The following is a 26002-nucleotide window of genomic DNA, read 5'->3' as shown; positions in this document are numbered from 1 at the left end:
CAGACGAAGTGGGGTTGGCTTACAAGGGGGTTAATTTTTTGTACAGTGTAGTGGGTGTCCGTTTCAAAAAAGCGGGCAAAATTTATTACTTCGATCCCCTGGACCTTCCCATTGAGAAAGAAAACTGCGTTATCGTGGAGACAGCGCGGGGGGTTGAGTACGGTAAGGTTGTCGTAGGTAAGAAGGAAGTGGGCGAGTCCGATGTGGTGTTGCCGCTGAAGAAAGTCATCCGCGTTGCGGGCGAGACAGATGCCCGTGTGGTTGATGAGAACAAGCGTGCAGCCAAAGAAGCATTCGGTACTTGTTTAAATAAAATCAAAGACCATGGCCTCAAAATGAAGCTGGTCGATGTGGAATTTACGTTTGATCGCAATAAAATTATATTTTATTTTACAGCTGAAGGAAGAGTTGATTTCCGGGAGCTGGTCAAGGATCTGGCAAGCATATTCCGGACACGAATCGAGCTGAGACAGATTGGTGTACGTGATGAAGCGAAGATGCTTGGCGGAATCGGACCTTGCGGCCGTGTGTTGTGTTGTTCTTCCTGGCTGGGAGACTTTGAGCCGGTATCAATCAAGATGGCTAAAGATCAGAGCCTGTCACTGAATCCGACGAAAATTTCAGGGTTGTGCGGAAGACTCATGTGCTGTCTGAAATTTGAGCATGATAACTATGAAAGTGTGAGAGAAGAACTGCCAGCTGTAGGCAAATTGGTCGTCACCTCATTGGGTGAAGGAAAAGTTGTCGGAATTAATGCCGGTAGCCGCACAGTCCATGTTCAACTGTTCGACATCAGTAAAGTCAAAGAACTTCCGCTGGATGACGTCGTTATCAAGTAAACCATAAAGGTTGCTTCGGGGTGGAAACTTGGAAAAGAAAAATCTGTTTACGCACATTCATGAAATGGAAACCCAACTGGGTCAGTTGCACGGTGATTTAGGAGAGTTAAAAATGATTGTGAAGGAGCTGCTTGAGGATAATCAGCGGCTTACCATCGAGAATGAGCAGTTGCGCAAACTGCTCAAACGTGAGGCTCCGGCAGATCTGCCGATCTCCTCAGCACTCGCTCCTGTAGCAAGGCCAGCAGGTCCGGCTACAGGCGAGGATGTTGTGGGTGAAGGGTATGATAATCTGGCTCGGTTGTATCACGAAGGCTTCCATATCTGCAACGTCTATTATGGACATTTGCGGACGGAAGGCGATTGTCTGTTCTGCCTGTCTTTTTTGAATAAATGAAGTGACCGTAGGGATCCCCTACGGTTTTTTTTCAAGGTTATAAACTTAAACTAAACGAACATGAGATATAGAGTACCGGAGGATGAGCGTAACATATGAAAGCAAATGAAGTTGTGTTACATGAGTCAGAGCGGATTGATGATCTGCTCTCTCATGATCTGAGAATTATTCAAAGTGATGAAGTGTTTAGTTTTTCGATGGATGCCGTATTATTAGCCCGGTTTGCTTCCGTACCTAAACGGGGTCGTGTACTTGATTTGTGTACAGGTAACGGGGTAGTTCCCATTTTGCTTACAACGCGTACGCAGGCTAGTTTGGAAGGGATCGAGATTCAACCACGTTTGGCTGATATGGCGCGTCGCAGTGTGCAATTAAATACACTGGATGAGTCGATTATGATTCGTGAAGGTGATTTGCGAGAACTGGTGAAAGAAACAGGACATGCTGTATACGATGCAATAACGGTTAATCCTCCATACATGCCTCTGAATGGCAGTGATCTTAAAATGAACACACATCAGGCAATGGCACGTCATGAGATCGGATGTACTCTGGAAGAAGTGATACAAGCTTGCAGTCGACTTGTACGTAATGGCGGCAAAGTATCGATGGTTCATCGTCCACAGCGCCTTGCAGAGATTATCTCGCTCATGCGCGAATATAAGCTGGAACCTAAACGGATTCGGTTGGTACATCCCCGTGCTCATCTGGAAGCCAACATGGTGTTAATTGAAGGAATGAAAGATGGCAAACCGGAAGTAAGGATGCTTCCTCCACTCATTGTCTACAATGAGGAGGGGAAATACTGCGAAGAGATTATGGATATTTACTATGGTCAGCAACATGCTGAGCGTACTACGAAAGGAGGGCTTTAGATGACTTTGCATATTCAAAAAAGCTATGCGGAGCAGCCTGAAGGATCAGGCAAGCTCTATCTGGTTGGAACACCCATTGGTAATCTGGAGGATATGACCTTCCGGGCCATCAAGACATTGCAGAGTTGTGACATCATTGCAGCAGAAGATACACGTCAGACCCGAAAGCTGCTTACCCATTTTGAAATTACACCTTCGATGCTGTTTAGTTATCATGAGCATAATAAGGGGGCGAGTGGACCTGAACTGATACGCTATATAATAGAAGGAAAAAATTTGGCACTTGTCAGCGATGCTGGTTTGCCAGCTATTTCGGACCCTGGTTCTGACCTTGTACAGCTTGCACTGGAGGCCGGAATAACGGTCATTCCCATCCCTGGACCCAACGCTGCGTTGTCTGCTCTGATCGTGTCCGGATTACCGACCGAGCGTTTTACATTCGGCGGTTTTTTGCCGCGGGAGAAAAAGGATATGCGAAAAGTGCTGGAGGCTTTTGACGAATCCAACGGGACTTTGTTATTTTATGAATCGCCTCACCGTATTCGGAAAACATTAGTCCACCTCGAAGAAATTCTGGGTGATCGCTCGATTGTCCTGGCTCGTGAACTAACCAAGCGTCATGAGGAATTCGCAAGGGGCACCGTGAAGGAATGTATAGACTGGCTTGAAGAACATCCGCCTCTTGGCGAGTACTGTTTGCTGGTAGAAGGCATTAAGGAAGAGGAGCGTAAGGCTGAGCGCGAAGCATGGTGGCAGCTCATGTCACTCGCGGATCATGTCAGCCATTATGAGGGTGAAGGACATAACCGCAAAGATGCAATGAAAAAAACGGCTACCGATCGCGGTCTGACGAAACGGGATGTATATAATGCATTAATCGAGTAGTAATCTAACCAAATATCTTCTGTTGAATAACCTGAAAAGAAGCTTATATCCAACCTTAGTGGAATATTAAAAAGAGCAGAGTGGCTCAAAAAAAATTCCAAACAAATTTCATTCTCTTCCGGGCAAAAAAAATACCTTCCGCGGTGGGGTTCACACCGGGAAGGTCATTAAGGAATATTAAAAAGGTTAGAAATAACAATTTAGATAAGTCCAGTATACCTGGTTTTTCTTATTTTGTCACAGGTGCAGGGATTTCGGAAATACATTCGTTACAAACAATTTTACCTTTGAAGTAAGTAACGTTCTCTGCATTACCACAGAAGATACAAGCAGGCTCGTATTTTTTCAACATGATGCGCTCGCCGTCAACGTAGATTTCCAGAGCATCTTTTTCACCAATACCGAGCGTACGGCGCAATTCAATTGGAATAACTACCCGTCCCAGTTCGTCCACTTTTCTTACAATACCTGTTGATTTCATCATTATAATCAGTGCTCCTCTCAGCTAACTATCATTGTCATTATTCGACATTATTTTATGTTTTATGATACCCATCATACCAACGATTCCCAAATCAGTCAACCTTAAAATTAGCTTAAAATTAAGGATGTTTTTCACAAGGTTACTGGTGGTAAGGGATTGGCAGCCGTTTTTCGCATTTAAACCTCAATGTCAGCTTTGTCGATTTGGAAAACGACAAAACTACTTAATTCGACAAAGTTCGTCATATAGTGTCGAATCTTAGGTGAATCGCAGAGCTCAAAGCGTTAATATAAAAGAGATTAAAGGAGTGAGTCGACATGGAACAACGTTTAACGGAAGAGAAAGTATTCAAAGATCCGGTACATAATTATATCCACGTGCAAGATCCGGTTATATGGCAGTTAATTAACACCCCGGAATTTCAGCGTTTACGCCGGGTTCGTCAGCTGGGCACATCTTACCTTACCTTTCACGGAGCAGAGCATAGTCGGTTCTCACATTCACTAGGTGTTTATGAGATCACACGCAAGATCATTTCTCAATTTGAAAGAAGTCATTATTCGGATTGGCCGAAGGAAGAAAAGATTGTAGCTCTGTGTGCAGCTCTACTTCATGATCTCGGGCATGGGCCATTCTCTCACTCCATCGAGGAAGCTTTTGACATGAATCACGAAGAATGGACTTGTCGCATTATTACAGGTGATACCGAAGTAGGGGCGATCTTAAGACGGTATGCTCCTGATTTTCCTGAGAAAGTAGCGTCTGTCATTCAAAAAACGTATGAAAAGCCGATTGTGGTGAACTTGGTGACCAGTCCGCTTGATGCAGACCGAATGGACTATTTGCTCAGGGATGCCTATTTTACAGGTGTAAATTACGGCACGATTGACCTTGATCGTATCCTTCGGATGCTGCGTCCTTATCATGGGCGGATTGTAGTCAAGGAGTCAGGCATGCATGCTGTGGAGGATTACCTCATGTCTCGGTATCAGATGTATTGGCAGATTTACTTCCATCCGGTAACTCGTAGTTCTGAAATTATATTGCGGCAAATATTCAAGCGAGCAAAAACACTCATACAACATGGTTTTAAATTTCGCTTCATGATTGATCCACTCCCTCAATTATTTGCAGGAGAATTATCCGTAGATGAATATTTGCAGTTGGATGAAGCCTTAATTCAGACGGCATTTACGCAGTGGCGCAAGGAGGACGATACTGTTCTAAGTGAGTTATGCGAACGTTTTATGGATCGCAAGTTATATAAGTATGTAGAGCTTGAACAGGTCGACTTGACAATGATGGAAGAGATTCGGGAAGCTTTTGTACAGGCTGGTCTCGATCCCGAATATGATCTTGAAATTGATTTTCCCTCGGATAATCCGTATGATGTGTTTCGTCCGGATGAATCTACAGATAAGCAGATTCTTCTTCTGGATCGACAGGACAATTTACGTGAGTTGTCAGAAGTATCTGACATTGTCCGTTCCATCAGTGGGCTTCACCGAGGGAAACATCATTTGTATTACCCGCAAAACAAGGTGGATGCGATTATTCACGAATTACCGTCACATATACGCCCCTATTTCTTGTAATCGTGTGGGTATAATCCGATGAAGAATTTCGATATCAAAACACTTTCTAAAAGAGCTATTTTTCATGATACAGTAATCTGCTTTAATGGGGCGTATATGTAGATCGACATAATTTTGTAAATGCAAGCAGGAAGAATGAGCACAATTAGCAATATATAGATCAGAATATCCGTATATCTTCTATATATTGTAGTTGTGAAGAAACAAACGTAATGATGTAATACACAGATACCCAAAATGTTTTATGTATGAGTCATTGAATTATTGAATTTTACAAATTTGATTTTGAAAAAGAAGATAGTCGTTATTTCGACATGAAGGGAGATACAGACATGATGCTGTTCGACACACATACACATCTGGATGCACCACAATTCGACGAGGACCGCGAGGACATGATTCAGCGTGCTGTGGATGCAGGAGTTGGTCGCATGATCAACATTGGTTTTAACCGGGAGACAATTCCAACCACAATGAAACTCGCTGAAACATATGACTTTATATATGCAGCTGTAGGGTGGCATCCCGTAGATGCGATCACAATGCAGGAGGGCGATTTGGAGTGGATTGCATCTTTATGCAAACATGAAAAAGTGGTTGCGATCGGTGAGATTGGATTGGATTATCATTGGGATACATCACCAAAAGAAATACAGCATCGCGTATTACGACAACAAATTGCTTTGGCGCGTGAAGTGAACATGCCGATTGTCATCCATAATCGGGATGCACATGAGGATATCATAAGAATTTTGCGTGAAGAGAAGGCGGGTGAGGTTGGTGGTGTAATGCACTCGTTCTCGGGCAGCTGGGAAACAGCGAAAAGTTGTCTAGATATGGGCTTCCATCTCTCTTTCGGAGGACCGATCACATTCAAAAATGCAAAGCAGCCCAAAGAGGTGCTGGCGAAGGTTCCTATGGACCGGTTTTTCATTGAAACAGATGCTCCATATTTGACACCTCACCCTTATCGTGGGAAGCGAAATGAGACAGCGCATGTACGTCTGGTTGCAGAGGCAGCAGCGGAAATTAAAGGCATTTCGGTGGAGGAAATTGCTGCAATAACAACCAAAAATGCCATGGAACGATTTGGAATTCGTTAAAAAAACGAGCAAATGAGGTGAAAAAGGCAGGTAAGCGGAGGTAATTTGCCCTTTGATCCAAATAAATCAAGAATATTACAATATTTTAACCAAATATTCAGAAAAACGTACTTGATCAACGCTTTACAACATGCATCAAAACAGGATATCATCTTTTCAGTGAATTGTTGTGCGGAAAATTGGACAGATGTTCGGGGGATGAACAAAGGGACACTTTCCGATGAAACAACATTACTTTCATGAATCAGTCTCGCTGAGTCTCCGTTAACGGAGAGCGGGGGAACCAATAGGGCTTAAACATCGGTGTATTTGGCCGATGCGCAACGTTCGCTGACCCAAAAGCAGCGAAGGGAACTGCGAAGCCGTATTTGATTTCTTCTTTGGGTCTCGGGGTGAATTCAAGGGCGTCCGCCATGAGCGGGTGACCTAAGATAGGGCGGCTCTCTTTCGCCCGAACCCGACAGCTAACCTCGCAAGCGGAAAAAGAGAGGCAACCTCGTGCATGAATTTCCGATATTCAAAATCATTCGGAAGCCACGAAAGAGTTCCTCTTACACTCTTTCTTTGGCTTTTTTGTTTTTGAATAAAAGAAATATTGTCATCATACGGTAGGTATTCAGGAGGATGACATCATGTTGCGAAGATTGATTCATGGTGCAGAACCGGATTATGTTGGTCCAATCTGTGTTCTGTAGAAAATTTGGTATAGTCACGTCAAAGACATCATGCATTACTTTAGACGGCGAGGCTATGAAGGAGGACGGAGAAGTGGGCACATTCCAACCAGAAGAGACCCATGAGTCACGATCATCCAGTAAGTCTTTCGCGTTGCGGTGGAAGCATGAGAACATGCGTCAAATGGCATTGATCGCGATTTTCTCAATTGCGCTTACAATCATGATCTTGTTAGTCGTTTACGGTCAGGCCGGGAAACAAATTTCACTGGTTATTGATGGCAAAGCTCAGGTGGTAGAGACTCGTACAGGAATGCTTCAGGAAATGCTGGAGGAGCAGTCGATCACAGTCAGCCCTCACGATAAGGTATCCATGTCCATGAACGGGGCGATTACAGATGGAGACCGAATCGTTATTGAGCGGGCCGTTCCAGTCAACATTACGGCAGACGGAGACACCAAGACTCTGTATACAACCGATTCATCGGTAGAAGATGCAATTCAAAAATCAGGTATTCAAGTTGAAAGTAATGATAAAGTGTATCCGGCGCTTGGAACTTCGATCAAAGCGGATATGAAGATTCGTGTAGTGCGCGTAACAAAGCGTACAGTGGATGTAGAACATCCGATCGCTTACAAAGTAATTAAAACGGCTGACCCTAGCTTGTACAAAGGGGATAACCGTGTCGTTGTGAACGGCAAGGAAGGCAAACTTGTACAGCACATCGAAAAGGTATTTCAGGATGGGGAATTGGTCTCCAAAAAAATGGTCGGCAAATCTGTCGCGAATAATCGTGTAGATAAAGTGATTGCTGTCGGCACCAAAGCAAAACCGGTCGTGAAAGAACCAGAGATTCAGACCGTATCGGCTCAAACTTCAACAACCAAAAAGGCTACAACAACGAACTCGAAGAAAACATCTGCCTCGGGCAGCAAAGTAATTACCGTATCCGGGACTTCTTTTAAATACTCCAAAGTACTTAAAAATGTATCCATGACTGCCTACTCTTCCGAAGAGCCTGGCATTGGAACTAAAACAGCTTCCGGTACTCGTGTAACGGAAGGACGCACCATTGCGGTTGATCCCAAAGTCATTCCAATTGGCTGGTGGGTATATATCGAAGGTCTGGGATTCCGTCGTGCGGAAGATACAGGCGGTGCCATTAAAGGCAACAAAATTGATGTGTATTATGACAGTGTGAAGCATGCCCTGAATTTTGGACGTAAGAAAGGCAAGACGGTCTACGTGATCGGTCCGGTGAAGCCGGAAGCGAACTAAAATCGTTTTACTTTGAAATGGGAATGCTATAAAATAGTTGCATGAATGATTCATGCGGAATATGCGGCGGAGGAGTCTGAATTCAGTCTCCCCCGCCGTTTGGCAGAGAAGAGGATATTCCTCTTCTTTTTGCGTTAGAAAGGAAGAAATGGAACATGATAAAAGAAGTCATTGTGGTGGAAGGCCGTGACGATACGGTAGCCATCCGTCGTGCCGTTGAAGCCGATACAATAGAAACAGGTGGATCAGCCATCAACCAACGCATTCTGAAGCGGATTGCGCTTGCTCAGGAGAGACGGGGAGTCATTGTACTGACAGATCCGGATCATGCTGGCGAACGCATTCGTAAAATTATTGCGAATAAGGTCCCTGGCTGCAAACATGCCTTCATTCCGGAAGCCGATGCGACGCGCAAAGGAGACATTGGAGTGGAGAATGCCTCACCAGAGGCGATCCGTCATGCTCTGGCGCGTGTACATACTTCATACGAAGGTGCTCCGAGCCTGATCGATTGGGAGGACCTGATCGCGGCAGGACTTATTGTGCATCCGCAGGCTGCTGCACGTCGCATGGAGATGGGCAATCTGCTGGGCATCGGATATTGTAACGGGAAGCAGTTTCACAAACGTCTCAGTGTATTTCAGATTACACGGGAAGAGTTCTCTACAGCATTAGCGCAAATTGAACGTGAAGGATTGTGAGCATATGAAGGACATGGAAGAGACGATAGAAATTGCAACGCCCAAGCGAACCAAAGAAATTATTCAAAGACACGGATTCTCATTTAAGAAAAGTCTGGGCCAGAACTTTCTGATCGATCAAAATATACTGAACAAAATCGTTAATGCAGCCGATTTAGACCAGTCCAAGGGTGCACTGGAGATCGGTCCGGGTATTGGAGCCCTTACGGAACGACTCGCTCGGGTAGCTGGTCCTGTCACAGCCGTAGAGATTGATCAGCGCTTGATCCCCATCCTGGGAGAAGTGATGCAGCCTTATTCGAATGTACGTGTTCATCATGGGGACGTGCTGAAGCTTGATCTGGCTGAGTTGTTTAATACGGATTTTGCATCCGTGGACAAAGTCAGTGTCGTGGCTAACCTGCCTTATTATGTAACGACTCCAATCATGATGAAACTGTTGGAAGAGAAGCTGCCGGTAGACAGCATTGTTGTCATGATCCAAAAAGAAGTGGCTGAACGCATGGCTGCTGCACCAGGATCAAAAGACTACGGCAGTCTGAGCATCGCAGTTCAGTACTACAGTATGCCGGAGCTTGTGTGTATTGTGCCTCCTACAGTCTTCATTCCGCAACCTAATGTGGAATCAGCTGTTATTAAGCTGAAAGTGCGTGAGCAACCGCCAGTGGAGATTCCGGATGAAGCACACTACTTCGAAGTGGTACAGGCTTCTTTTGCCCAGCGGAGAAAAACAATCTCAAACAACTTGAAGGCACGCTTCTTCACAAAGGAGAACCGGGAACAGGCAGACATTCTGCTGGAGCAGGCAGGTATTCAACCGTCCCGACGCGGAGAGACATTGAGTCTGCAGGAGTACGCTACACTCAGCACCGTAATGTGGGAAGCAGGGGTACGTGCAGCGCTGTAAAATTTGAATGAACCAAACCGGGTCTTTGCCCATACGATGGGGTAGAGGTGATTACGTTGATGAATATCGGAGACTTGGTCGTTCGGAAGTCATACGGTGGCGATGTGACTTTTCGGGTGGAAGGCCTCCAGTTGGATGCTGCGGTCATTAAAGGGACTGAGTTCCGGCTGCTTGCCGATTCCCCAGTGGACGATTTGATACAGGTTCCCTATGAACCGCAAAGCGCCAAGACCAGACAGGCGCATGTTAAAGCACATCAGACCCTGTCTCGCCTGCAGCAGAATCGTATGGAACAGGCTGAGCGGAATCGTGAAGGTCTGGTACAGGATTGGTCTGCTCAGCAGGAACCGGCTTATTTTGAAATGCCTGGAAAGGTGCTTCATCTGGATGGAGATCCGAACTATTTGAAAAAAAGTATGGATCTCTATGAGCAACTTCGTGTGCCCGCAGAGGGACAATATGTCCATGAATCGGCAATGGCAGATACCTTATACCGCTTATTACCCAAAGTACGTCCGGATATCGTAGTTATTACGGGTCATGATGGGGTGCTAAAGACACGTCAGCCCTATGACTTATATAGTCTTGGTAGCTACAAGAACTCGCAAAATTTTGTGTCGGCCATTCAGGTGGCCAGACAATATGAACGCCATCTGGACGCACTCACTATTGTGGCAGGGGCCTGTCAGTCCCATTTTGAGGCACTGCTGCGCGCTGGAGCGAACTTTGCCAGTTCTCCAGGCAGAATTCTCATTCATGCACTTGACCCGGTCTATGTGGCAGCCAAGGCCTCCTTCACATCTGTGCGTGATACGGTCAATATGAGTGATGTTCTGCACAATACCATCAGTGGTAGCCAGGGTGTGGGTGGTGTCGAGACACGGGGGAGTTACCGGGTAGGTCTGCCTGGGCTGAATGATTTATCTACGTTAAAAGTGAACCCGTCGGCAGTCTGATGTAGGCCATTTAAAGTCCCAATTTGGGGCTTTTTTTGTTTGCAAAAAAATTCATTGACAACAACTTTTTGATGCTGATATAATAATTAGTTTTGATTTGACAATGACTGTAAAATCCGGTATAATGGACAAGAAAAGAGGTGGTCGTCGACAATGGCTAAAAACACGCTGTTGGATATCAAACGCAATCTCGATGCACATATTGGTCAGAAAATTATGTTGCGGGCTAATGGTGGCCGCCGTAAGACCATTGAGCGTACGGGTGTATTGGAAGAAACGTACCCTTCTGTTTTTATTGTTAAGCTTGATGAGGAGCAAGAAACCTTCAAGCGAGTATCTTATAGTTATGCGGATATACTTACGGAGTCGGTGGAAGTCATGGTTTATGACCCGGGCAGCCAGACGCATAGCTCCTATATGGAGACGTAAGTATCGATTTACAGGCGATTCGCCCCACAAGGCGGATCGCTTTTTTGTTTTTTTAAACACCAATTCGTCCTCTAACGTAACCCATACATACTCAGGAATGAGCGAGGAACGGTCGCGGCATACTATATGGACAGGTGAAGGGACAGTTTCTTAAAGCAATGCAGGAAACTGAATATAGCCTGATGACAAGATGTCCAAAACGTGAACGAACTCATCACATTATGAAGGATACTTTGGAGGAGGATGGTTCATGAGTCGCAGAAGAAGAAGTGTCATGTCAGAGGATCTGAAGAATGAGCTTGCGAAAGATCTTGGCTTCTATGATACGGTCCAAAAGGAAGGCTGGGGTGGAATCAAAGCCAAGGATGCAGGAAACATGGTGAAAAGAGCCATTCAACTTGCTGAGCAGGCTGCCCGCAAATCTTAATCCGGTTCAAGCAGACTGAAAAGCGGGGAAATCCGTCAGGAACAACCCCGCTTTTTCCCCTTAGATGCGGAATAGAAATGACTTGACAGCCCCATTTTGATATAATATGTTAAGTTGTCTTAGGGAAAAGGTGAGGACGGGTGAACGCCTTGAAAATTTACGAAAAAGCGCCTGCTAAAATTAATTTGATGCTGGACGTTTTACATAAAAGAAGCGATGGATTCCATGAAGTTGAAATGATCATGACCATGGTCGATCTGGCTGATCGGCTGGAAATGTCGGAGCTGCCGCGAGATACCATTTTCATCTCCAGTCAGGCGGGTTATATTCCGCTGGACGAGAAGAATCTGGCTTTCCAGGCAGCCAGACTCATTAAGGAGCGCTATAACGTGCGTACGGGCGTCCATATTCATCTGGATAAAAAGATTCCTGTTGCAGCCGGACTTGCCGGGGGCAGCAGTGATGCAGCAGCAGCGCTGCGTGGATTGAACCGTCTGTGGCGGTTGAATATACCGGATCACGAACTGCAGGAGCTTGGAGCTGAACTTGGGTCGGATGTTCCATTCTGTATCACAGGAGGGACTGCACTTGCTACAGGCCGTGGTGAGAAGTTAACTCCCATTCCTAATCCGCCGCAATGCTGGGTGATTCTGGCCAAACCTCCGATCAATGTGTCTACAGCCGATGTGTACGGACGGTTCCGCAGTGACAAGATTGTTCGTCATCCGAGTGCGGCTAAAATGGAGCAGGCTATTCGTAACCAATCATTTACGGAAGTATGTAACCAAATGGGCAATGTACTTGAAGATGTAACGTTGAAACTGTATCCGGAAGTTCAGCATCTGAAGGATGCCATGATTCGATTGGGTGCAGACGGCGTGTTAATGTCCGGTAGCGGTCCAACGGTATTTGGTCTGGTCTCCAAAGAATCAAAGGTTGCCCGGATATACAATGGTCTGCGTGGTTTCTGTAAAGAAGTGTACGCTGTACGTATGTTGACGTGAAATTCGCTTTTATAATGTACAAACACGTATAAAGGTGGTATATTTTTAAATAATTATTCGGATTTGGATGTTTCCGTGATCGTGAGGATGGATCTCTGTGAAGAAGTTAAAACGAAGCGCAAGGCTGGTTGAAATGACGCAATACTTATTGTCCAGACCGCATACGGTTATTCCGTTGACCACTTTTGCCGAACGTTATGGTGCCGCAAAGTCTTCAATTAGTGAAGATTTGGCTATTATCAAGGAAGTGTTCGAAGAAGGTGGGTCAGGAGAACTGCATACACTGGCTGGAGCAGCCGGGGGAGTAAGATGGATTCCGAAGGTATCCCGAGAACTGGCACTGGCATTTGCGGAGCGGCTCTCGACCCAGCTCGCGCAACCTGATCGGATCTTGCCTGGAGAATACCTGTACATGTCCGATTTGCTTGGTCAGCCCGCATTGATGAATGAAGCCGGCAAGATTTTTGCAACGGCCTTTGGCAATATGAATATTGATGTGGTTATGACGGTAGAAACCAAAGGAATTCCACTGGCTTATGCGACCGGAGCCCAGCTCAACCTGCCTGTCGTGCTCGTACGCAGGGACCATCAGGCTACAGAAGGATCGGCCGTAAGTATCAATTATGTATCCGGGTCCCATAAAAGTCTGCATACCATGTCCCTGTCTCGTAGGGCGATGCGTGAGCATTCCAGAGTACTTATTGTGGATGACTTCATGAAGGCCGGGGGTACGGTGCAAGGAATGATCGATCTTTTGGCCGAGTTTAATGCTACAGTTGCGGGGGTAGGGGTACTGGTGGAATCTGGTTCTGTAGATTCAGAAGAACGTCTGCTAACAGATTACGTATCTCTGGCGAAACTTACAGCGGTTGATGCCAAGAGCAGACAGATTTCCGTCAAGCCTGGTAACTATTTTGACCTGTAGAAAGATGACGAATGTTATGTCGTTAAAAGGTCTTTTCCATCGACCTGGCATGAACGTTGTCGAATTGTGTATTAAATAAAAAAATTCCTGAAATTAGGAAATTTTTGTGGTTATAAAAAGAAGGAGTTCGTATATGCTGTGTGGAATTATACACCAAGTTCTGATGGAAAAAGGTGGTGAACACACACATGCAAATTACGGATGTCAGACTCCGCCGTGTTAACTCGGAGGGGAGAATGAAGGCTATCGCATCCATTACCATCGATAACGAATTCGTCGTTCATGACATTCGTGTCATTGATGGTAACAACGGAATGTTTGTTGCTATGCCGAGCAAGCGTACTCCTGATGGAGAGTTCCGTGATATCGCCCACCCGATCTCTTCCGGTACGCGTGAGAAGATTCAGGCAGCAGTTTTGACTGAATACGATCGTGCGGCAACTGAGGAAGAAGTCATTGAAGAAGGTGCCTGAGAACATTATTGGGGTTCGAAGGAAAAGAGAGCCATGTCTTATGGCTCTCTTTTCTTTTTGACCGGAATAAGATATATTCAGTATTGAGTTTATTAGCAGAGAACAAAAAGCGCATCGTGCGCTTGGTGGCAGGGCGGCATCTTAGGAATCATTGGGATTCGGTTAAGCTCGCAGGTACACGGCGTATACATATAGGTCACGATTCGTTGGTGTCCGCGTTGTTACGTGTGATTACAGAGACAGCAGGCGATGAACAGGACCGGCTTGAAGCCGGCTGAACGATACTCATTGGATATAGATCAGCAATGCATTTCAATGGGATTTTCAGAACAGGAGGTCGTTAATTTTGAAACGAATGGCAATCGTTCTTGCCGCAGGGCAAGGCAAACGAATGAAATCAAAATTGTACAAAGTACTGCATCCCGTATGCGGTAAACCTATGGTTGGACATGTGCTGGATGCAGCACTCAGCGCAGGCGTTGAACGCAGTGTAGTTGTAGTCGGTCATGGTGCCGAAGCGGTGCAGTCATTTTTGGGTTCCAGAGCGGAGTATGCACTCCAGGCGGAACAACTGGGTACAGGTCATGCAGTGAAGCAGGTTAAATCTTTGCTTGGCGGAGAGACAGGTTCTACAATTGTGGTCTGTGGAGATACACCGCTTGTGACCAGTGAGACGTTGGAAGGTCTGATGAAGTTGCATGAGAGCAGCGGAGCAGCAGCGACAGTTCTTACGGCTCAGTTGGACAATCCCAAAGGTTATGGCCGCGTTATTCGCGGAGAAGATGGATCTGTACAACGGATTGTGGAACAAAAGGATTGCACAGAGCAGGAAGATGCTGTGAATGAGATTAACACGGGCACATACTGTTTCGATAATGCAAAATTGTTCGCTGCCCTGGAAAAAGTGACGAACCAGAACGCTCAGGGAGAGTATTATCTCACAGACGTGGTTGGCATTTTCCGCAATGATGGAGAAGTGGTTGAAGCTTACATGTCGGATGACATCGCAGAATCCATCGGGGTTAACGACCGACTTGCACTTTCGCAAGCCGAAGCCTTCATGCGTGAACGTCTTGCCGTACGCCATATGTTGAACGGTGTGACAATCATTGATCCGTCATCGACATATATCGGAGCGGATGTTACGATTGGATCAGATACAGTTTTGTATCCGGGGACGATCCTCAAAGGCACAACTTCCATCGGTGAAGCATGTCATATTGGTCCTCAGGCAGATGTGGAAGACAGCGTTATTCAGGACGGAGTTACAATTAAACATTCGGTAGTATCCAATGCCGAGGTTGGTTCTGATGCAACGGTAGGTCCATTTGCTAATTTGCGTCCAGGGACCAAACTGGGTCGCAACGTAAAAATTGGTGACTTTGTTGAAGTGAAAAATGCTACAATTGATGAAGGTTCCAAAGTATCTCATCTCAGCTATATTGGAGATGCCAAAGTAGGGAAAAACGTAAATGTTGGATGCGGGGCAATAACTGTCAATTATGATGGTTATAATAAAGCTGTGACAACGATTGAAGATGATGCTTTTGTAGGCAGCAACGTCAATCTGATTGCACCGATTACGGTAGGAAAAGGCGCTTATGTGGTTGCTGGTTCCACCGTTACCCATTCCGTTCCCGAGAATGATCTGGCCATTGCTCGTCCACGTCAGGAGAATAAACCTGGTTATGCGGAGAAGATTCGCGGACGTGCCAAAGCCAAGAAACAAAATGCCAAACCCCAATAAGGGGTTTTGATAACAAGATTGCCTCCCGAAGATCGGGGAGGTGCCGACATGTCGCAGACGCTTATTGATTCCAATGAACCAGCACGGAGGGTTTTTATTTTATGACTTATTTTGATTCGAAATTAAAAATATTTACTTGCAATTCTAACCCCAAGCTTGCCCATCAAATTGCTGATTATATCGGGATCCCTATGGGTGAATCTCACACAACCAGCTTTAGTGATGGCGAGATTCAAGTGAAACTCTCCGAGAGTGTTCGGGGTTGTCACGTTTATATCGTGCAGTCCACTTGCTTGCCGGTTAATGATAACCTGATGGAAATGCTCGTTATGATTGATGCACTCAAACGGGCATCTGCCAAGACGATTAACGTCGTTATTCCTTACTATGGCTATGCAAGACAGGATCGCAAGGCACGTTCGCGTGACCCGATTACAGCGAAACTGGTTGCTAACCTGATTGAAAAAGCGGGTGCAACCCGTGTCATCGCGATGGACTTGCATGCAATGCAAATTCAGGGATTCTTCGACATTCCGGTTGACCATTTGCTCGGCGTGCCAATTCTGGCTCAATATTTCCGGTCGAAACAGATCGAAAATCCAGTTGTCGTGTCGCCTGACCACGGTGGCGTAGTGCGCGCACGTAAACTGGCTGATTTCCTGAATGCACCCCTGGCGATTATCGATAAACGTCGTCCTGAGCCAAATGTGAGCGAAGTGATGAACATTATCGGTAACATCGAGGGTAAAACAGCCATCCTGATCGATGACATTATTGACACGGCGGGAACGATTGTACTGGGAGCGAATGCTCTGATGGAAGGCGGCGTAAAAGAAGTATACGCGTGCTGTACTCACCCGGTATTGTCCGGACCTGCGATGGAACGTTTGGAGAATGCACCATTGAAGGAAGTCATCGTAACGGATACCATTCCAATTACGCATGCTAATCCGACAAGCAAACTCAAAGTGTTGTCTGTAGCGCCTTTGCTCGGAGAAGCGATTATCCGGGTTCATGAGGAATTGTCAATCAGCAAGCTGTTTGAAATTGAATAAGGATGTCTGCATAAAGTAGTAGAGGGGTTACGTTTTCCGGTTCAATGGAAAATGTAACCCCTGTCGGCGTGCCGTTTTATTAAAAGTGAAACAGACGCTGGTCAGTCCATATAAGTTTGAACTACTAATTTACACCGGAAGATGTTTCTGCACGCGCAGTGATCCAGTGTAAAATGGTTCGTTCATCTTATATGGTTAATACCCGGGGCGGGAGATAAATCGGAAACGACGCCGATGAAAAAGCGTGTCGGCAATTTCGACGAATTGATTATCGAAACGTGTGATTAGACCAATCTCAATATGGGTGTCGCGGTCGTATACCTGTACAGGTACGTGATATTCGAGATGATAGATAAAATCGCTATGTTGAGTCAGTTGTCCATTGTCTTCGCGCAAAACCCGCTCACCTTCCTGGGTCGATAAAATATGAACTGTAAATACTACAGTAAATCGATCTTTACTTTCCTGATATTATATGAAATATAAGATTCGAAGTCTATGCCTCACCTCAGGCTAATCCGAAGGAGGGAACAAGATGAAGTGGATTGTCGGACTTGGAAATCCAGGCTCGAACTATGCCAAAACCCGTCATAATATCGGTTTTATGGCACTGGATCGGTTGGCTGATCGTCATAATATCTCCATTACACAGAATAAATGTAAAGCGCTGATTGGAGAAGGCAATATTGGCGGCGTGAAAACTGTATTGATCAAACCAATGACCTATATGAACTTGTCTGGTGAATCGGTTCGAGCATATATGGATTTTTATAAAGTTAGTCTTGAAGATCTGATTGTTGTGTACGACGACATGGATACAGAGATTGGCAAAGTCAGATTGCGTTACCAAGGTAGTGCAGGCGGACATAATGGAATCAAGTCCATTATTCAGCATACCGGTACACAGCAGTTTAACCGGGTGCGCATGGGAATATCCCGACCTGAACCAGGACATGCCATTGTTGATTATGTACTGTCGACATTCATGAAGAAAGAAAAAGAAGCCCTTGATCAGACCATTGAGCAAACATGTGATGCTCTGGAGCATAGCTTGACTCACACGTTTGAACAAACAATGGCGAAGTTTAACGGTTAATTTTGTTAGACATACTGGTAAAATGATCATAAAAGACGGGTTCGATTCAGCCATACTGGACATACTGGATGTATAAACCATGTTCAGGAGGCATAAACATGTCAGTGAATTACGTATGTAGGCATTGCCGTACCTTTATTGGACGAATCGATTCTGCCCAGATAACGGAAGTAGAGCTCGGCTTTCATTTCTTGACCCCCGACGAGCGGAGGGATATAATAGCGTATAATTCCGGTGGTGACATTACCGTTCGGATTACATGTGATTACTGTAAGGAAGCCCTGGAGCACAATCCGGAGCTTAGCCTGCTCGCGAGTCCGCTTCAATAGACATCGCCTGTACAGGATCGAATGACAGTTGAGGGCGGTTGCGTAATAACGCTCCACCTTTTATAGCCTTGGCAGCCTGCTGAGGCTTCTTTTCAGTTGGCATGAAAGCCATCGCTATCTCGAAATCAGGCTCAGCCGCATCAACAGATGTGGCAATGTTGCGAGTAATCCGATATGATGAAACAGGACAAAAAGGAATTTGTATCCATTTTAATAGTGATGCTACGCGTATGCGTGAGATAATCAAGTAAGTTATAAGAGAGGTGCCCCTTTTGTTACAAGCACTTATACAGGCTTTTTCCAAAGATCCGGACTTCGGGTCCATTACAGCCGGAATCAAGTCCGGCATGAAGGAACAATTGGTTTCGGGTCTATCCGGCTCGGCGCGTCAGATTATGCTGGCTGCCTTGCATCAGGAAATGAACCGACCATTGCTCGTAGTAACACATAATATGTTTTCAGCTCAAAAAATTGCAGAAGATTTACAGGAAGCGCTTTCACCTGATCAGGTGTTGATTTATCCTGCCAACGAACTTGTCGCTGCGGAAGCTGCTGTTTCCAGCCCGGAAACATTGGGTCAGCGTATTGATGTGTTGGTCCGCTGCGCCCAGGGATTCAGGGGCGTTGTTGTTATTCCCTTTTCTGGCGTAAGACGTTATGTTCCGCTTCCGGAAGTGATGGCCAATGCTCGAATTTTGATTAAACAGGGCAACACACTTCAACTGGACTCCTTCCTGCTGGAGATGGTAAAGCTCGGATATGAGCGTGTGGAACGCGTGGAATCTCGTGGTGAGATGAGTGTACGCGGAGGTATCATCGACTTCTATCCGGTTACTTCATCGATCGCATATCGGGTGGAGTTATTTGATGATGAGATCGACTCCATTCGGACATTTGATCCAGCGGATCAGCGTTCGATTGAACGGATTGAGGAAATTACGGTTTTACCATGCAAGGAGTTAATTGCAGATCGTGAACGTATGGAAAAGGCTGCCGATGCGGCTGCTCTTTTGCTGGAGCAACAGCTGGAGAAAATGACGGATCGGCAGGCGAAGCTGCGTCTTCGTGAAGAAATTCACCGGGAGATCGAGCTTTTGCGGGAGCACGTGTATTTCTCCGAAATGTATAAATATATTTCTCCGCTCTATCCGGAGAACAAAACGATCTACGACTATATGCCGGAAGATACCCTGCTGGTTCTTGATGAGCCTGCCAGACTATCGGAGACATCGAAACAGCTTGACCGTGATGAATCGGAGTGGAATCTGCATTTGATGCAAAACGGAAAAACACTTCCGGATCTTCCTTTATCCGCAGACGGTGATGAACTCTTGTATGAGCGTCCATTCCAGACGCTGTTTATGTCAATCTTTTTGCGCCAAGTTCCACACACCCAACCACAGAACATTCTGAACTTCATCAGTCGTGGCATGCAGGATTTCCATGGACAGATGAACGTACTGAAGGCAGAGATGGAGCGTTGGCATAAGGCCGGAGTCCAAGTGCTCATGCTGGCGAACGGTGAGGAGCGACTCGAGCGGATGCGCCGGGTACTGATGGACTATGATATTCCAGAGCCAGAGATGATGATCGGTAATTTGCAAACGGGATTTGAAATGCCGTCCATTCATTTGGCTGTCGTGACCGAGGGCGAGATGTTCTCGCAAAAACAGCGTAAAGTACGCAAACCAATTCGGAATGTAGACAATGCTGAACGGATCAAATCCTATAGCGAGCTAAAAGTGGGCGATTATGTCGTTCATCAGAACCACGGGATTGGTAAGTACCTTGGGATCGGCACCCTCGAGGTAGGCGGTATTCATAAGGACTACATGCATATTCTCTATGCGGGTGGAGACAAATTGTCTGTACCTATTGAGCAGATTGATTTGATTCAGAAATATGTTGGTTCCGAAGAAAAAGAACCGAAAATATACAAGCTGGGCGGCAATGAGTGGACACGGGTTAAAAATAAAGTCCGCACATCCGTACAGGATATTGCTGATGATCTAATTAAGCTGTATGCAGAGCGTCAGACCTCCAAAGGGTTTGGATTCGACAAAGATTCTGCGGAGCAGCAGGAATTTGAGGACATGTTCCCTTACGATGAGACACGTGATCAGGTGCGTGCGATCGAAGAAATCAAGAAGGACATGGAACAAAACCGTCCAATGGATCGTTTATTGTGTGGGGATGTTGGTTACGGCAAAACCGAGGTGGCTATTCGGGCTGCATTTAAAGCAGCTATTGAAGGCAAACAGGTGGCTGTACTCGTGCCAACAACCATTTTGGCACAGCAGCATTTTGAGACGTTCCGTGAGCGCTTCTCCGGTTATCCGTTCAACATTCATGTGCTTAGCCGGTTCCGCTCCCGTAAAGAGCAGAATGAAACAGCCAAAGGCATCAAGGCAGGCACAGTGGATATTGTCATCGGGACGCATCGATTGCTGTCGCAGGACCTGGTGTTTAAGGACCTGGGACTGCTCATTGTTGATGAGGAACAGCGCTTCGGAGTAACTCATAAGGAAAAACTGAAGAAGCTGAAAACCAATGTGGACGTGCTGACGCTGACGGCAACGCCGATTCCGCGTACGCTTCATATGTCCATGCTGGGTGTGCGTGATCTGTCCGTTATCGAGACTCCACCAGAGAATCGTTTCCCGGTGCAGACCTATGTGGTTGAACACAGCCAGGCGCTTGTTCGTGAAGCCATTGAGCGTGAGCTTGCCCGTGGTGGGCAAGTATATTACCTCTACAACCGTGTTCAGGGAATTCAGGAGATGGCTGCCGAAATTTCTGAGCTTGTGCCTGAAGCCAAAGTTGGTGTGGGACATGGTCAGATGTCGGAAACAGAGCTGGAGAAAACCATTCTGGACTTCCTGGATGGTGAATATGACGTGCTTGTGAGCACAAGTATCATCGAGACCGGGGTAGATATTCCGAACGTAAATACACTGATCGTACATGATGCGGATAAAATGGGACTTTCCCAGCTGTATCAGCTGCGCGGACGTGTGGGTCGTTCCAACCGTATTGCGTATGCCTATTTTACGTACCAACGGGATAAAGTGCTTACTGAAGTTGCTGAGAAACGTCTGCAATCAATCAAAGAATTCACCGAACTGGGTTCAGGATTCAAAATCGCCATGCGTGACTTGTCGATTCGTGGTGCGGGAAATCTGCTAGGAGCGGAGCAGCATGGTTTCATCGCTTCCGTCGGGTTTGATCTGTATTCCCAGATGCTCGCAGAGGAGATCAACAAACGCAAAGTTACGATGCTTGGTGAAGAGCCGGTACCTTCAGACCAGTGGAACACAACCCTGGATCTCAGTATCGATGCCTACTTGCCGTCCGATTATATCTATGACAGTATTCAGAAGATTGAGATCTACAAAAAAGTGGCGGTCATTGCATCCTTCGACGATGCGATGGAGCTGGAAGACGAATTGGTTGACCGATTCGGTGATCTTCCGGAAGCCGTCATTAACTTGCTGGCTGTTGCGCGGATGAAAGTATACGGCAAAATCTACGGTATTGAGTCCATCTCCCAACGTGGTGAGGACATTACCGTGAAGTTCTATGAAGGGCGTGAACATGCCTTTGAACTCTCAAAAATCGCGCACATTGGAAATCAGTTCGAAAGACGTGTACAATTTGAACAAGGACCCCATATGCTGATTCACGCTAAAGGCAAGGGGCTTGGGGATAAGCAACTGATGGAGCTGGTAGAGAATATTCTGGAGTCCATGAAGACGGCTTTTAAATCAAAGGGGGAACTAAAGGATGTTACCAAAGTATAAAAAAGTAGGAAAAGTACTGTCTGTGAGCATGGTCGCAGTACTATCCTTATCACTGCTTGCTGCATGTGGCAAGAAGGAAGAAGCAAAAACACCGGAATCGACGGATACAAGTGCTGTAGTCGCTACGTATGATGGTGGTACTATTACAGCCAATGAATTTGACATGGAGCAACGTGTCATGAAATTCCTCTATCCGGAGTATGCACAAATGATGGATATGGACGATTTCAAAGAGTATCTGGTGAAACAGGAAGTTGCTTATGAATATCTGAGTGGCAAAGCAAGCGAAGATGCCAAAACAGCCGGTACAAAAGCGGCAACTGAGCAATTCGATAAAATGAAAGCTTCTGTTCAGGCAGATCAGTGGACAGAAATGCTGAAAGCTCAGAACCTGACTGACGATAACATTAAAGGCTACATGACTCGAATCATGACAGTTATCAAAGATAAAGAAACAGGCGTTACGGACGATGCAATCAAGGCTGAGTTTGAGAAAAACAAAGATCAGTTCACAACAGCTTCCGTTCGTCACGTGCTGATTAACTTCACAGATCCAAAAACGCAAAAAGAGCGTAAAAAAGAAGATGCACTGAAGATTGCAAAAGAAGTAAAAACCAAGTTGGATGGCGGAGCTGATTTTGCTGAAATTGCAAAAAAATATTCCGAAGATCCAGGTTCTGCTGAAAAGGGTGGACTGTATGAAAATACACCTGTAGGCAGCTGGGTAGAGGCATTTAAGGAAGCTGCAAAAACATTGCCACTGAACAAAATCAGTGATCCAGTAGAGACAGAGTACGGTTACCACGTCATGAAAGTGGAAGCTCGTACAGAAGCTGACTTTGCTAAATTGACGGCTGAACAAAAAGAAAGTCTGAAGAGCCAATTGGCAGCTGCTGAGATCGATACGTTCATGCAAAATGAGTTGGACAAAATCGTAAAAGAAGTTAAGTTGCCAAAAACAGAAAAAGCTGAAGAAGGCAAAACTGAAGGTACAACGGGTACAGGAACTGAAGGAGAGAAAACAACCGAACCAAAAACGGATGACTCCACAGGTACGGATACCAAGACTGACCAAGGTACGACTGGAACAGACAAAGATGCAACTACAGATGAAGGTACAAGCAGCAAGTAAGCTGGTAAAATTGCTGTGTTAGCATACGTTCAGGGTTGAATTCGCCCGAAATGAATGCCTTGTACTACGTAAATATGGACAACCATACAGAGAAGCAAGGGGAGGACTTAGGACCTCCTTCTTGCTTTTTCTTTTATATATTCAAGCCGTATGGGTACATGGTCGCCTTCTTCAAAAGTTACACAACTATATTCTCCGAAGCATGTATAAGGAAATGGGAACAGATGAATACTATGGTCAAGATATCACACTAAACGTTCTGGGACTTTCCTCTACCCATTAAGGAACAGTAGTTGAAAAATCTTCTCGAGAAAGTGGGGCAACATGTGAAATGAAAGCTACTGGTATTGTCCGCCGTATAGATGACCTTGGTCGTGTGGTCATTCCAAAAGAAATCCGCCGTACGTTACGTATTCGTGAAGGTGATCCACTGGAAATTTTTGTGGATCGTGATGGAGAAGTTATCCTTAAAAAATATTCGCCAATTGGCGAACTTGGTGATTTTGCCAAAGAATATGCAGAATCCCTGTATGAGAGTACAGGACATGTAACAATGATTTCTGACCGGGATACCATTATCACGGTGGCAGGCGGCTCCAAGAAAGAATATTTGGACAAGCAGGTGGGTCAACTGTTGGAGGGTTGTATGGAAAACAGAAAGACCATTTTGGAAACAAACAATGGTTCTTATGAACTTAGCAAAGATCATGACGAGACGTTATCTTCTTTTGTTATTGCGCCGATTATTTCAGGTGGTGACCCCATCGGAACGGTTATCCTGTTCAATAAGGATGAATCGGTGAAGATGTCTCAGATGGAAGTGAAGATGTCCGAGACGGCTGCTGGTTTCCTTGGCAAGCAAATGGAACAATAGACCGCAGATCAACTCCTGGTGCCCTGTCTTGGGCATACGGGAGTTTTTGCATTCTAAGGGACAACGAAGTTAATCCGGATGATTGTGATGGGGGAGGGTTAGTCTGTGTGCCTTCAGGCAGTTATAATAGCAAGGTATGCTTAAAAGGATTACGCGGGAGGGACTTATGAAACAGCCGTCTACAGGCTCAAGGCTGCTACAGGGTGCATTTGTTCTTGGGCTTGCCGCCATTATTTCCAAAATCATTGGTGCTTTTCAAAAGATTCCGTTGCAGAATCTGGGGGGAGACGGTGTTTTTGGCATTTACAATACGGTGTATCCGTTATATATGCTCATTGTTACGCTTGCTGCTGCCGGGCTGCCTCTGGCCGTATCCAAATTCGTAGCAGAGCAGAATGCACTTGGAAGACCGGACGAGAGCAGAAGGATTATTCGGTTATCTTCTGTGCTGCTTGGAGGAATTGGACTTATTATGGCGCTCTTGATGTATGCAGGTGCGCCGCTGATCGCTGACATGATTGGCAACCGCCATGTGGTTCCATCGATTCGTGCTGCTTCATGGGCTTTATTGTTCGTACCGGTGATGACAGGGCTGCGTGGATATTTTCAGGGATTACAGCAGATGGTTCCAACAGCGGTATCACAAGTGGTGGAGCAGACGATACGTGTCACCGTCATGATTGTTCTGCTTCTGTGGTTGATGAGACGGGACGCTTCGCTTGAGACTATTGCCGCTGGTGCAATGATGGGCTCCGTTGCTGGTGGAATGGTTGGGCTGTTAACCATGTTAGGCTACATGGTGCGTCATCGGCGGAAAGACAGGGAAGTGGTCACGGGGCAATTGGATTCGGAATGGAGCAGTAATGGCGGAGAGGTTGGATCAGAACGTCAGGAGCATCAAGAGCATAGACCGGTTACGCCACAGAGGAAAATGGTGAGTGCTGTTAGCCCCGCTCTGGCAGAACGATCACGATCCAATGGTGAGTGGATCAAGACGCTGCTCATGTACGCCATTCCCGTCTGTCTCGGATCGCTGGCTGTACCGCTGATGAATCTGGTAGATACCTTCACCGTGCCCCGGTTGCTGCGGGGAGAAGGACTGGATGAGCTTCAGTCGATGGTTTCCTTCGGGATCTACAACCGTGGATTGCCGTTGGTTCAACTGGTGACGATGCTGGCTACGTCACTGTCTGTGCTGTTTATTCCGGCGATGGCGGAAGCCCGGTTAAAGGGCGGGCCAGAAGCCGTCCGGCAGCAAGCAGGCCTCGCGCTGCGCTGGTTCTGGTTAATCGGCCTGGCGGCATCCGCGGGTCTCGCGGTGCTGGCGGAGCCGATTAACCGCATGCTGTACGGAGATGCCGCAGGCACCGAAGCACTGCGGTACATGGCGCTGACGGCTGCGGGCAGCACCGTCAGCATTATTGCGGCGGCGCTGCTGCAAGGTCTCGGCGCCGTGCGCGCACCCGCGTTCAGCATGCTGGCCGCCGCAGGCGTCAAGGCGCTGCTGAACGTCATGTTTGTGCCGGCGCTGGGCATCAGCGGCGCGGCTCTGGCAGGCGCAGTCGCCTACATGCTGGCGGCTGGCCTGAATGTGGCGCTGCTGGCGCGACTTGTCGCCCTGCGCCCTGCCCCTGGCGCCGTCCTGGCGAAGCCGGCGCTGGTGATCGCCGCCATGAGTCTGGCGGCGGTAGGCACGGCCTGGGCCGCCGAAGCGGTACTCGGCGGCATGGGTGTCGCGGCCGATCGCAGGCTGGCCGCGATGGGCGTGAGCCTGCTGGGCATTGCCGCAGGCTCGGCCGTGTTCTTGCTGGCGGCGGCCCGGACAGGACTACTGACCGCCGCAGAGCTGGCGGCCGTGCCCAAGTTAGGGCCTCGCCTTGCCAAGCTGCTGCGCAGACTGCGTGTACTGCGCTAGCTCCATGCTCACGGTGCTTCTACACCCAGCACCACCAATATGCAATTATAGGATATCGAATGATTCTGGTATAATACATGTAATTAGTCCTGTTCAGACAC

Annotated in this window: 26 protein-coding genes and 1 riboswitch; of the genes, 24 read left to right on the top strand and 2 right to left on the bottom strand. The window is 46.6% G+C overall.

All coding sequences use genetic code 11. The features are described 5' to 3' along the window. Window positions 1-38: 38 nt before the first annotated feature. From J2X75_RS29215 to rsmI, 4 genes are all read left to right on the top strand, one after another. The gene (locus J2X75_RS29215) at window positions 39-839 is read left to right on the top strand and encodes a PSP1 domain-containing protein (RefSeq protein ID WP_053778939.1); all 801 of its coding nucleotides are present in this window, start codon (window positions 39-41) and stop codon (window positions 837-839) included. A 28-nt stretch (window positions 840-867) separates the two neighbouring features. Further along, window positions 868-1236 (top strand): DNA replication initiation control protein YabA, encoded by a 369-nt coding sequence (gene yabA / locus J2X75_RS29210; protein WP_017691386.1) that lies wholly within the window; start codon window positions 868-870, stop codon window positions 1234-1236. A gap of 95 nt (window positions 1237-1331) precedes the next feature. After that, window positions 1332-2111, top strand: coding sequence for a tRNA1(Val) (adenine(37)-N6)-methyltransferase (locus J2X75_RS29205; RefSeq protein ID WP_310343041.1), 780 nt, complete (start codon window positions 1332-1334; stop codon window positions 2109-2111). Next, the gene (gene rsmI, locus J2X75_RS29200) at window positions 2112-2996 is read left to right on the top strand and encodes a 16S rRNA (cytidine(1402)-2'-O)-methyltransferase (RefSeq protein ID WP_307540904.1); all 885 of its coding nucleotides are present in this window, start codon (window positions 2112-2114) and stop codon (window positions 2994-2996) included. 229 nt (window positions 2997-3225) lie between these two features. Here the strand turns inward: rsmI and J2X75_RS29195 are convergent, their stop codons facing one another. Then, complete coding sequence (locus J2X75_RS29195; RefSeq protein WP_024633700.1) at window positions 3226-3480, bottom strand: AbrB/MazE/SpoVT family DNA-binding domain-containing protein; 255 nt, start codon at window positions 3478-3480, stop codon at window positions 3226-3228. Window positions 3481-3797: 317 nt separating this feature from the next. On the opposite strand from J2X75_RS29195, the gene J2X75_RS29190 reads away from it, so the two are divergent. The 14 genes from J2X75_RS29190 to J2X75_RS29125 all read left to right on the top strand — a co-directional run bounded on the left by J2X75_RS29190 (window position 3798) and on the right by J2X75_RS29125 (window position 16755). After that, on the top strand, window positions 3798-5075 hold the full coding sequence (locus J2X75_RS29190) for an HD domain-containing protein (RefSeq protein WP_310343037.1): 1278 nt from the start codon (window positions 3798-3800) through the stop codon (window positions 5073-5075). Window positions 5076-5407: 332 nt separating this feature from the next. After that, window positions 5408-6178 (top strand): TatD family hydrolase, encoded by a 771-nt coding sequence (locus tag J2X75_RS29185; RefSeq protein WP_190945000.1) that lies wholly within the window; start codon window positions 5408-5410, stop codon window positions 6176-6178. A gap of 241 nt (window positions 6179-6419) precedes the next feature. Then, window positions 6420-6673: riboswitch (cyclic di-AMP (ydaO/yuaA leader) on the top strand. A gap of 273 nt (window positions 6674-6946) precedes the next feature. Beyond that, window positions 6947-8131 carry a resuscitation-promoting factor gene (locus tag J2X75_RS29180; RefSeq protein WP_124118798.1) on the top strand — a complete coding sequence of 395 codons (1185 nt, stop codon included), beginning with the start codon at window positions 6947-6949 and terminating at the stop codon, window positions 8129-8131. Window positions 8132-8286: 155 nt separating this feature from the next. Next, window positions 8287-8832: a ribonuclease M5 gene (rnmV, locus tag J2X75_RS29175; RefSeq protein ID WP_017691379.1), complete on the top strand. Its 546-nt coding sequence runs from the start codon at window positions 8287-8289 to the stop codon at window positions 8830-8832. Between the two features lie 4 nt (window positions 8833-8836). Then, window positions 8837-9739, top strand: a complete 903-nt coding sequence (gene rsmA, locus J2X75_RS29170) for a 16S rRNA (adenine(1518)-N(6)/adenine(1519)-N(6))-dimethyltransferase RsmA (protein WP_310343029.1) — start codon at window positions 8837-8839, stop codon at window positions 9737-9739. Between the two features lie 59 nt (window positions 9740-9798). Further along, window positions 9799-10695, top strand: coding sequence for a sporulation peptidase YabG (yabG, locus tag J2X75_RS29165; protein WP_091018332.1), 897 nt, complete (start codon window positions 9799-9801; stop codon window positions 10693-10695). Window positions 10696-10848: 153 nt separating this feature from the next. Then, window positions 10849-11124, top strand: a complete 276-nt coding sequence (veg, locus tag J2X75_RS29160) for a biofilm formation stimulator Veg (protein WP_017691376.1) — start codon at window positions 10849-10851, stop codon at window positions 11122-11124. 250 nt (window positions 11125-11374) lie between these two features. After that, complete coding sequence (locus tag J2X75_RS29155; protein ID WP_310343024.1) at window positions 11375-11551, top strand: small, acid-soluble spore protein, alpha/beta type; 177 nt, start codon at window positions 11375-11377, stop codon at window positions 11549-11551. 149 nt (window positions 11552-11700) lie between these two features. Continuing rightward, window positions 11701-12555 (top strand): 4-(cytidine 5'-diphospho)-2-C-methyl-D-erythritol kinase, encoded by an 855-nt coding sequence (gene ispE / locus J2X75_RS29150; RefSeq protein ID WP_036606140.1) that lies wholly within the window; start codon window positions 11701-11703, stop codon window positions 12553-12555. Window positions 12556-12652: 97 nt separating this feature from the next. Then, complete coding sequence (gene purR, locus J2X75_RS29145; protein WP_017691373.1) at window positions 12653-13480, top strand: pur operon repressor; 828 nt, start codon at window positions 12653-12655, stop codon at window positions 13478-13480. A gap of 188 nt (window positions 13481-13668) precedes the next feature. After that, on the top strand, window positions 13669-13953 hold the full coding sequence (gene spoVG, locus J2X75_RS29140; RefSeq protein WP_017691372.1) for a septation regulator SpoVG: 285 nt from the start codon (window positions 13669-13671) through the stop codon (window positions 13951-13953). Window positions 13954-14036: 83 nt separating this feature from the next. Continuing rightward, a complete protein-coding gene (locus tag J2X75_RS29135; RefSeq protein WP_124118801.1) occupies window positions 14037-14231 on the top strand; it encodes a hypothetical protein in 195 nt (64 codons plus the stop codon). A 77-nt stretch (window positions 14232-14308) separates the two neighbouring features. Next, the gene (glmU, locus tag J2X75_RS29130) at window positions 14309-15700 is read left to right on the top strand and encodes a bifunctional UDP-N-acetylglucosamine diphosphorylase/glucosamine-1-phosphate N-acetyltransferase GlmU (RefSeq protein ID WP_260633062.1); all 1392 of its coding nucleotides are present in this window, start codon (window positions 14309-14311) and stop codon (window positions 15698-15700) included. Between the two features lie 101 nt (window positions 15701-15801). Then, window positions 15802-16755 (top strand): ribose-phosphate diphosphokinase, encoded by a 954-nt coding sequence (locus J2X75_RS29125; protein WP_017691370.1) that lies wholly within the window; start codon window positions 15802-15804, stop codon window positions 16753-16755. Window positions 16756-16950: 195 nt separating this feature from the next. On the opposite strand, the gene J2X75_RS29120 is transcribed toward J2X75_RS29125, so the two are convergent. After that, window positions 16951-17151 carry a hypothetical protein gene (locus tag J2X75_RS29120; RefSeq protein ID WP_024633712.1) on the bottom strand — a complete coding sequence of 67 codons (201 nt, stop codon included), beginning with the start codon at window positions 17149-17151 and terminating at the stop codon, window positions 16951-16953. A gap of 139 nt (window positions 17152-17290) precedes the next feature. On the opposite strand from J2X75_RS29120, the gene pth reads away from it, so the two are divergent. The 6 genes from pth (at window position 17291) to J2X75_RS29090 (ending at window position 25901) form a co-directional block, all read left to right on the top strand. After that, window positions 17291-17851: an aminoacyl-tRNA hydrolase gene (pth, locus tag J2X75_RS29115; RefSeq protein WP_036606126.1), complete on the top strand. Its 561-nt coding sequence runs from the start codon at window positions 17291-17293 to the stop codon at window positions 17849-17851. A gap of 98 nt (window positions 17852-17949) precedes the next feature. After that, window positions 17950-18180, top strand: a complete 231-nt coding sequence (gene fin, locus J2X75_RS29110; RefSeq protein ID WP_210110415.1) for an anti-sigma-F factor Fin — start codon at window positions 17950-17952, stop codon at window positions 18178-18180. A 272-nt stretch (window positions 18181-18452) separates the two neighbouring features. Beyond that, window positions 18453-21980 (top strand): transcription-repair coupling factor, encoded by a 3528-nt coding sequence (gene mfd, locus J2X75_RS29105; protein ID WP_310343018.1) that lies wholly within the window; start codon window positions 18453-18455, stop codon window positions 21978-21980. Next, window positions 21964-23112 (top strand): peptidylprolyl isomerase, encoded by a 1149-nt coding sequence (locus tag J2X75_RS29100; protein WP_124118805.1) that lies wholly within the window; start codon window positions 21964-21966, stop codon window positions 23110-23112. The genes mfd and J2X75_RS29100 overlap by 17 nt, the downstream gene beginning before the upstream one ends. Window positions 23113-23443: 331 nt before the next feature. Next, entirely contained in the window at window positions 23444-23986 is a 543-nt protein-coding gene (gene spoVT / locus J2X75_RS29095; protein ID WP_036606123.1) for a stage V sporulation protein T, read from the top strand. A 166-nt stretch (window positions 23987-24152) separates the two neighbouring features. After that, the gene (locus J2X75_RS29090; RefSeq protein WP_310343012.1) at window positions 24153-25901 is read left to right on the top strand and encodes a putative polysaccharide biosynthesis protein; all 1749 of its coding nucleotides are present in this window, start codon (window positions 24153-24155) and stop codon (window positions 25899-25901) included. The last annotated feature ends 101 nt before the right edge of the window (window positions 25902-26002 follow it).

The organism is Paenibacillus sp. 2003 (assembly GCF_031455635.1).
Classification (GTDB): domain Bacteria; phylum Bacillota; class Bacilli; order Paenibacillales; family Paenibacillaceae; genus Paenibacillus; species Paenibacillus amylolyticus_B.
Note: the sequence above shows the minus strand (reverse complement) of the source record. Positions and strands in the feature narration are given on the sequence as shown.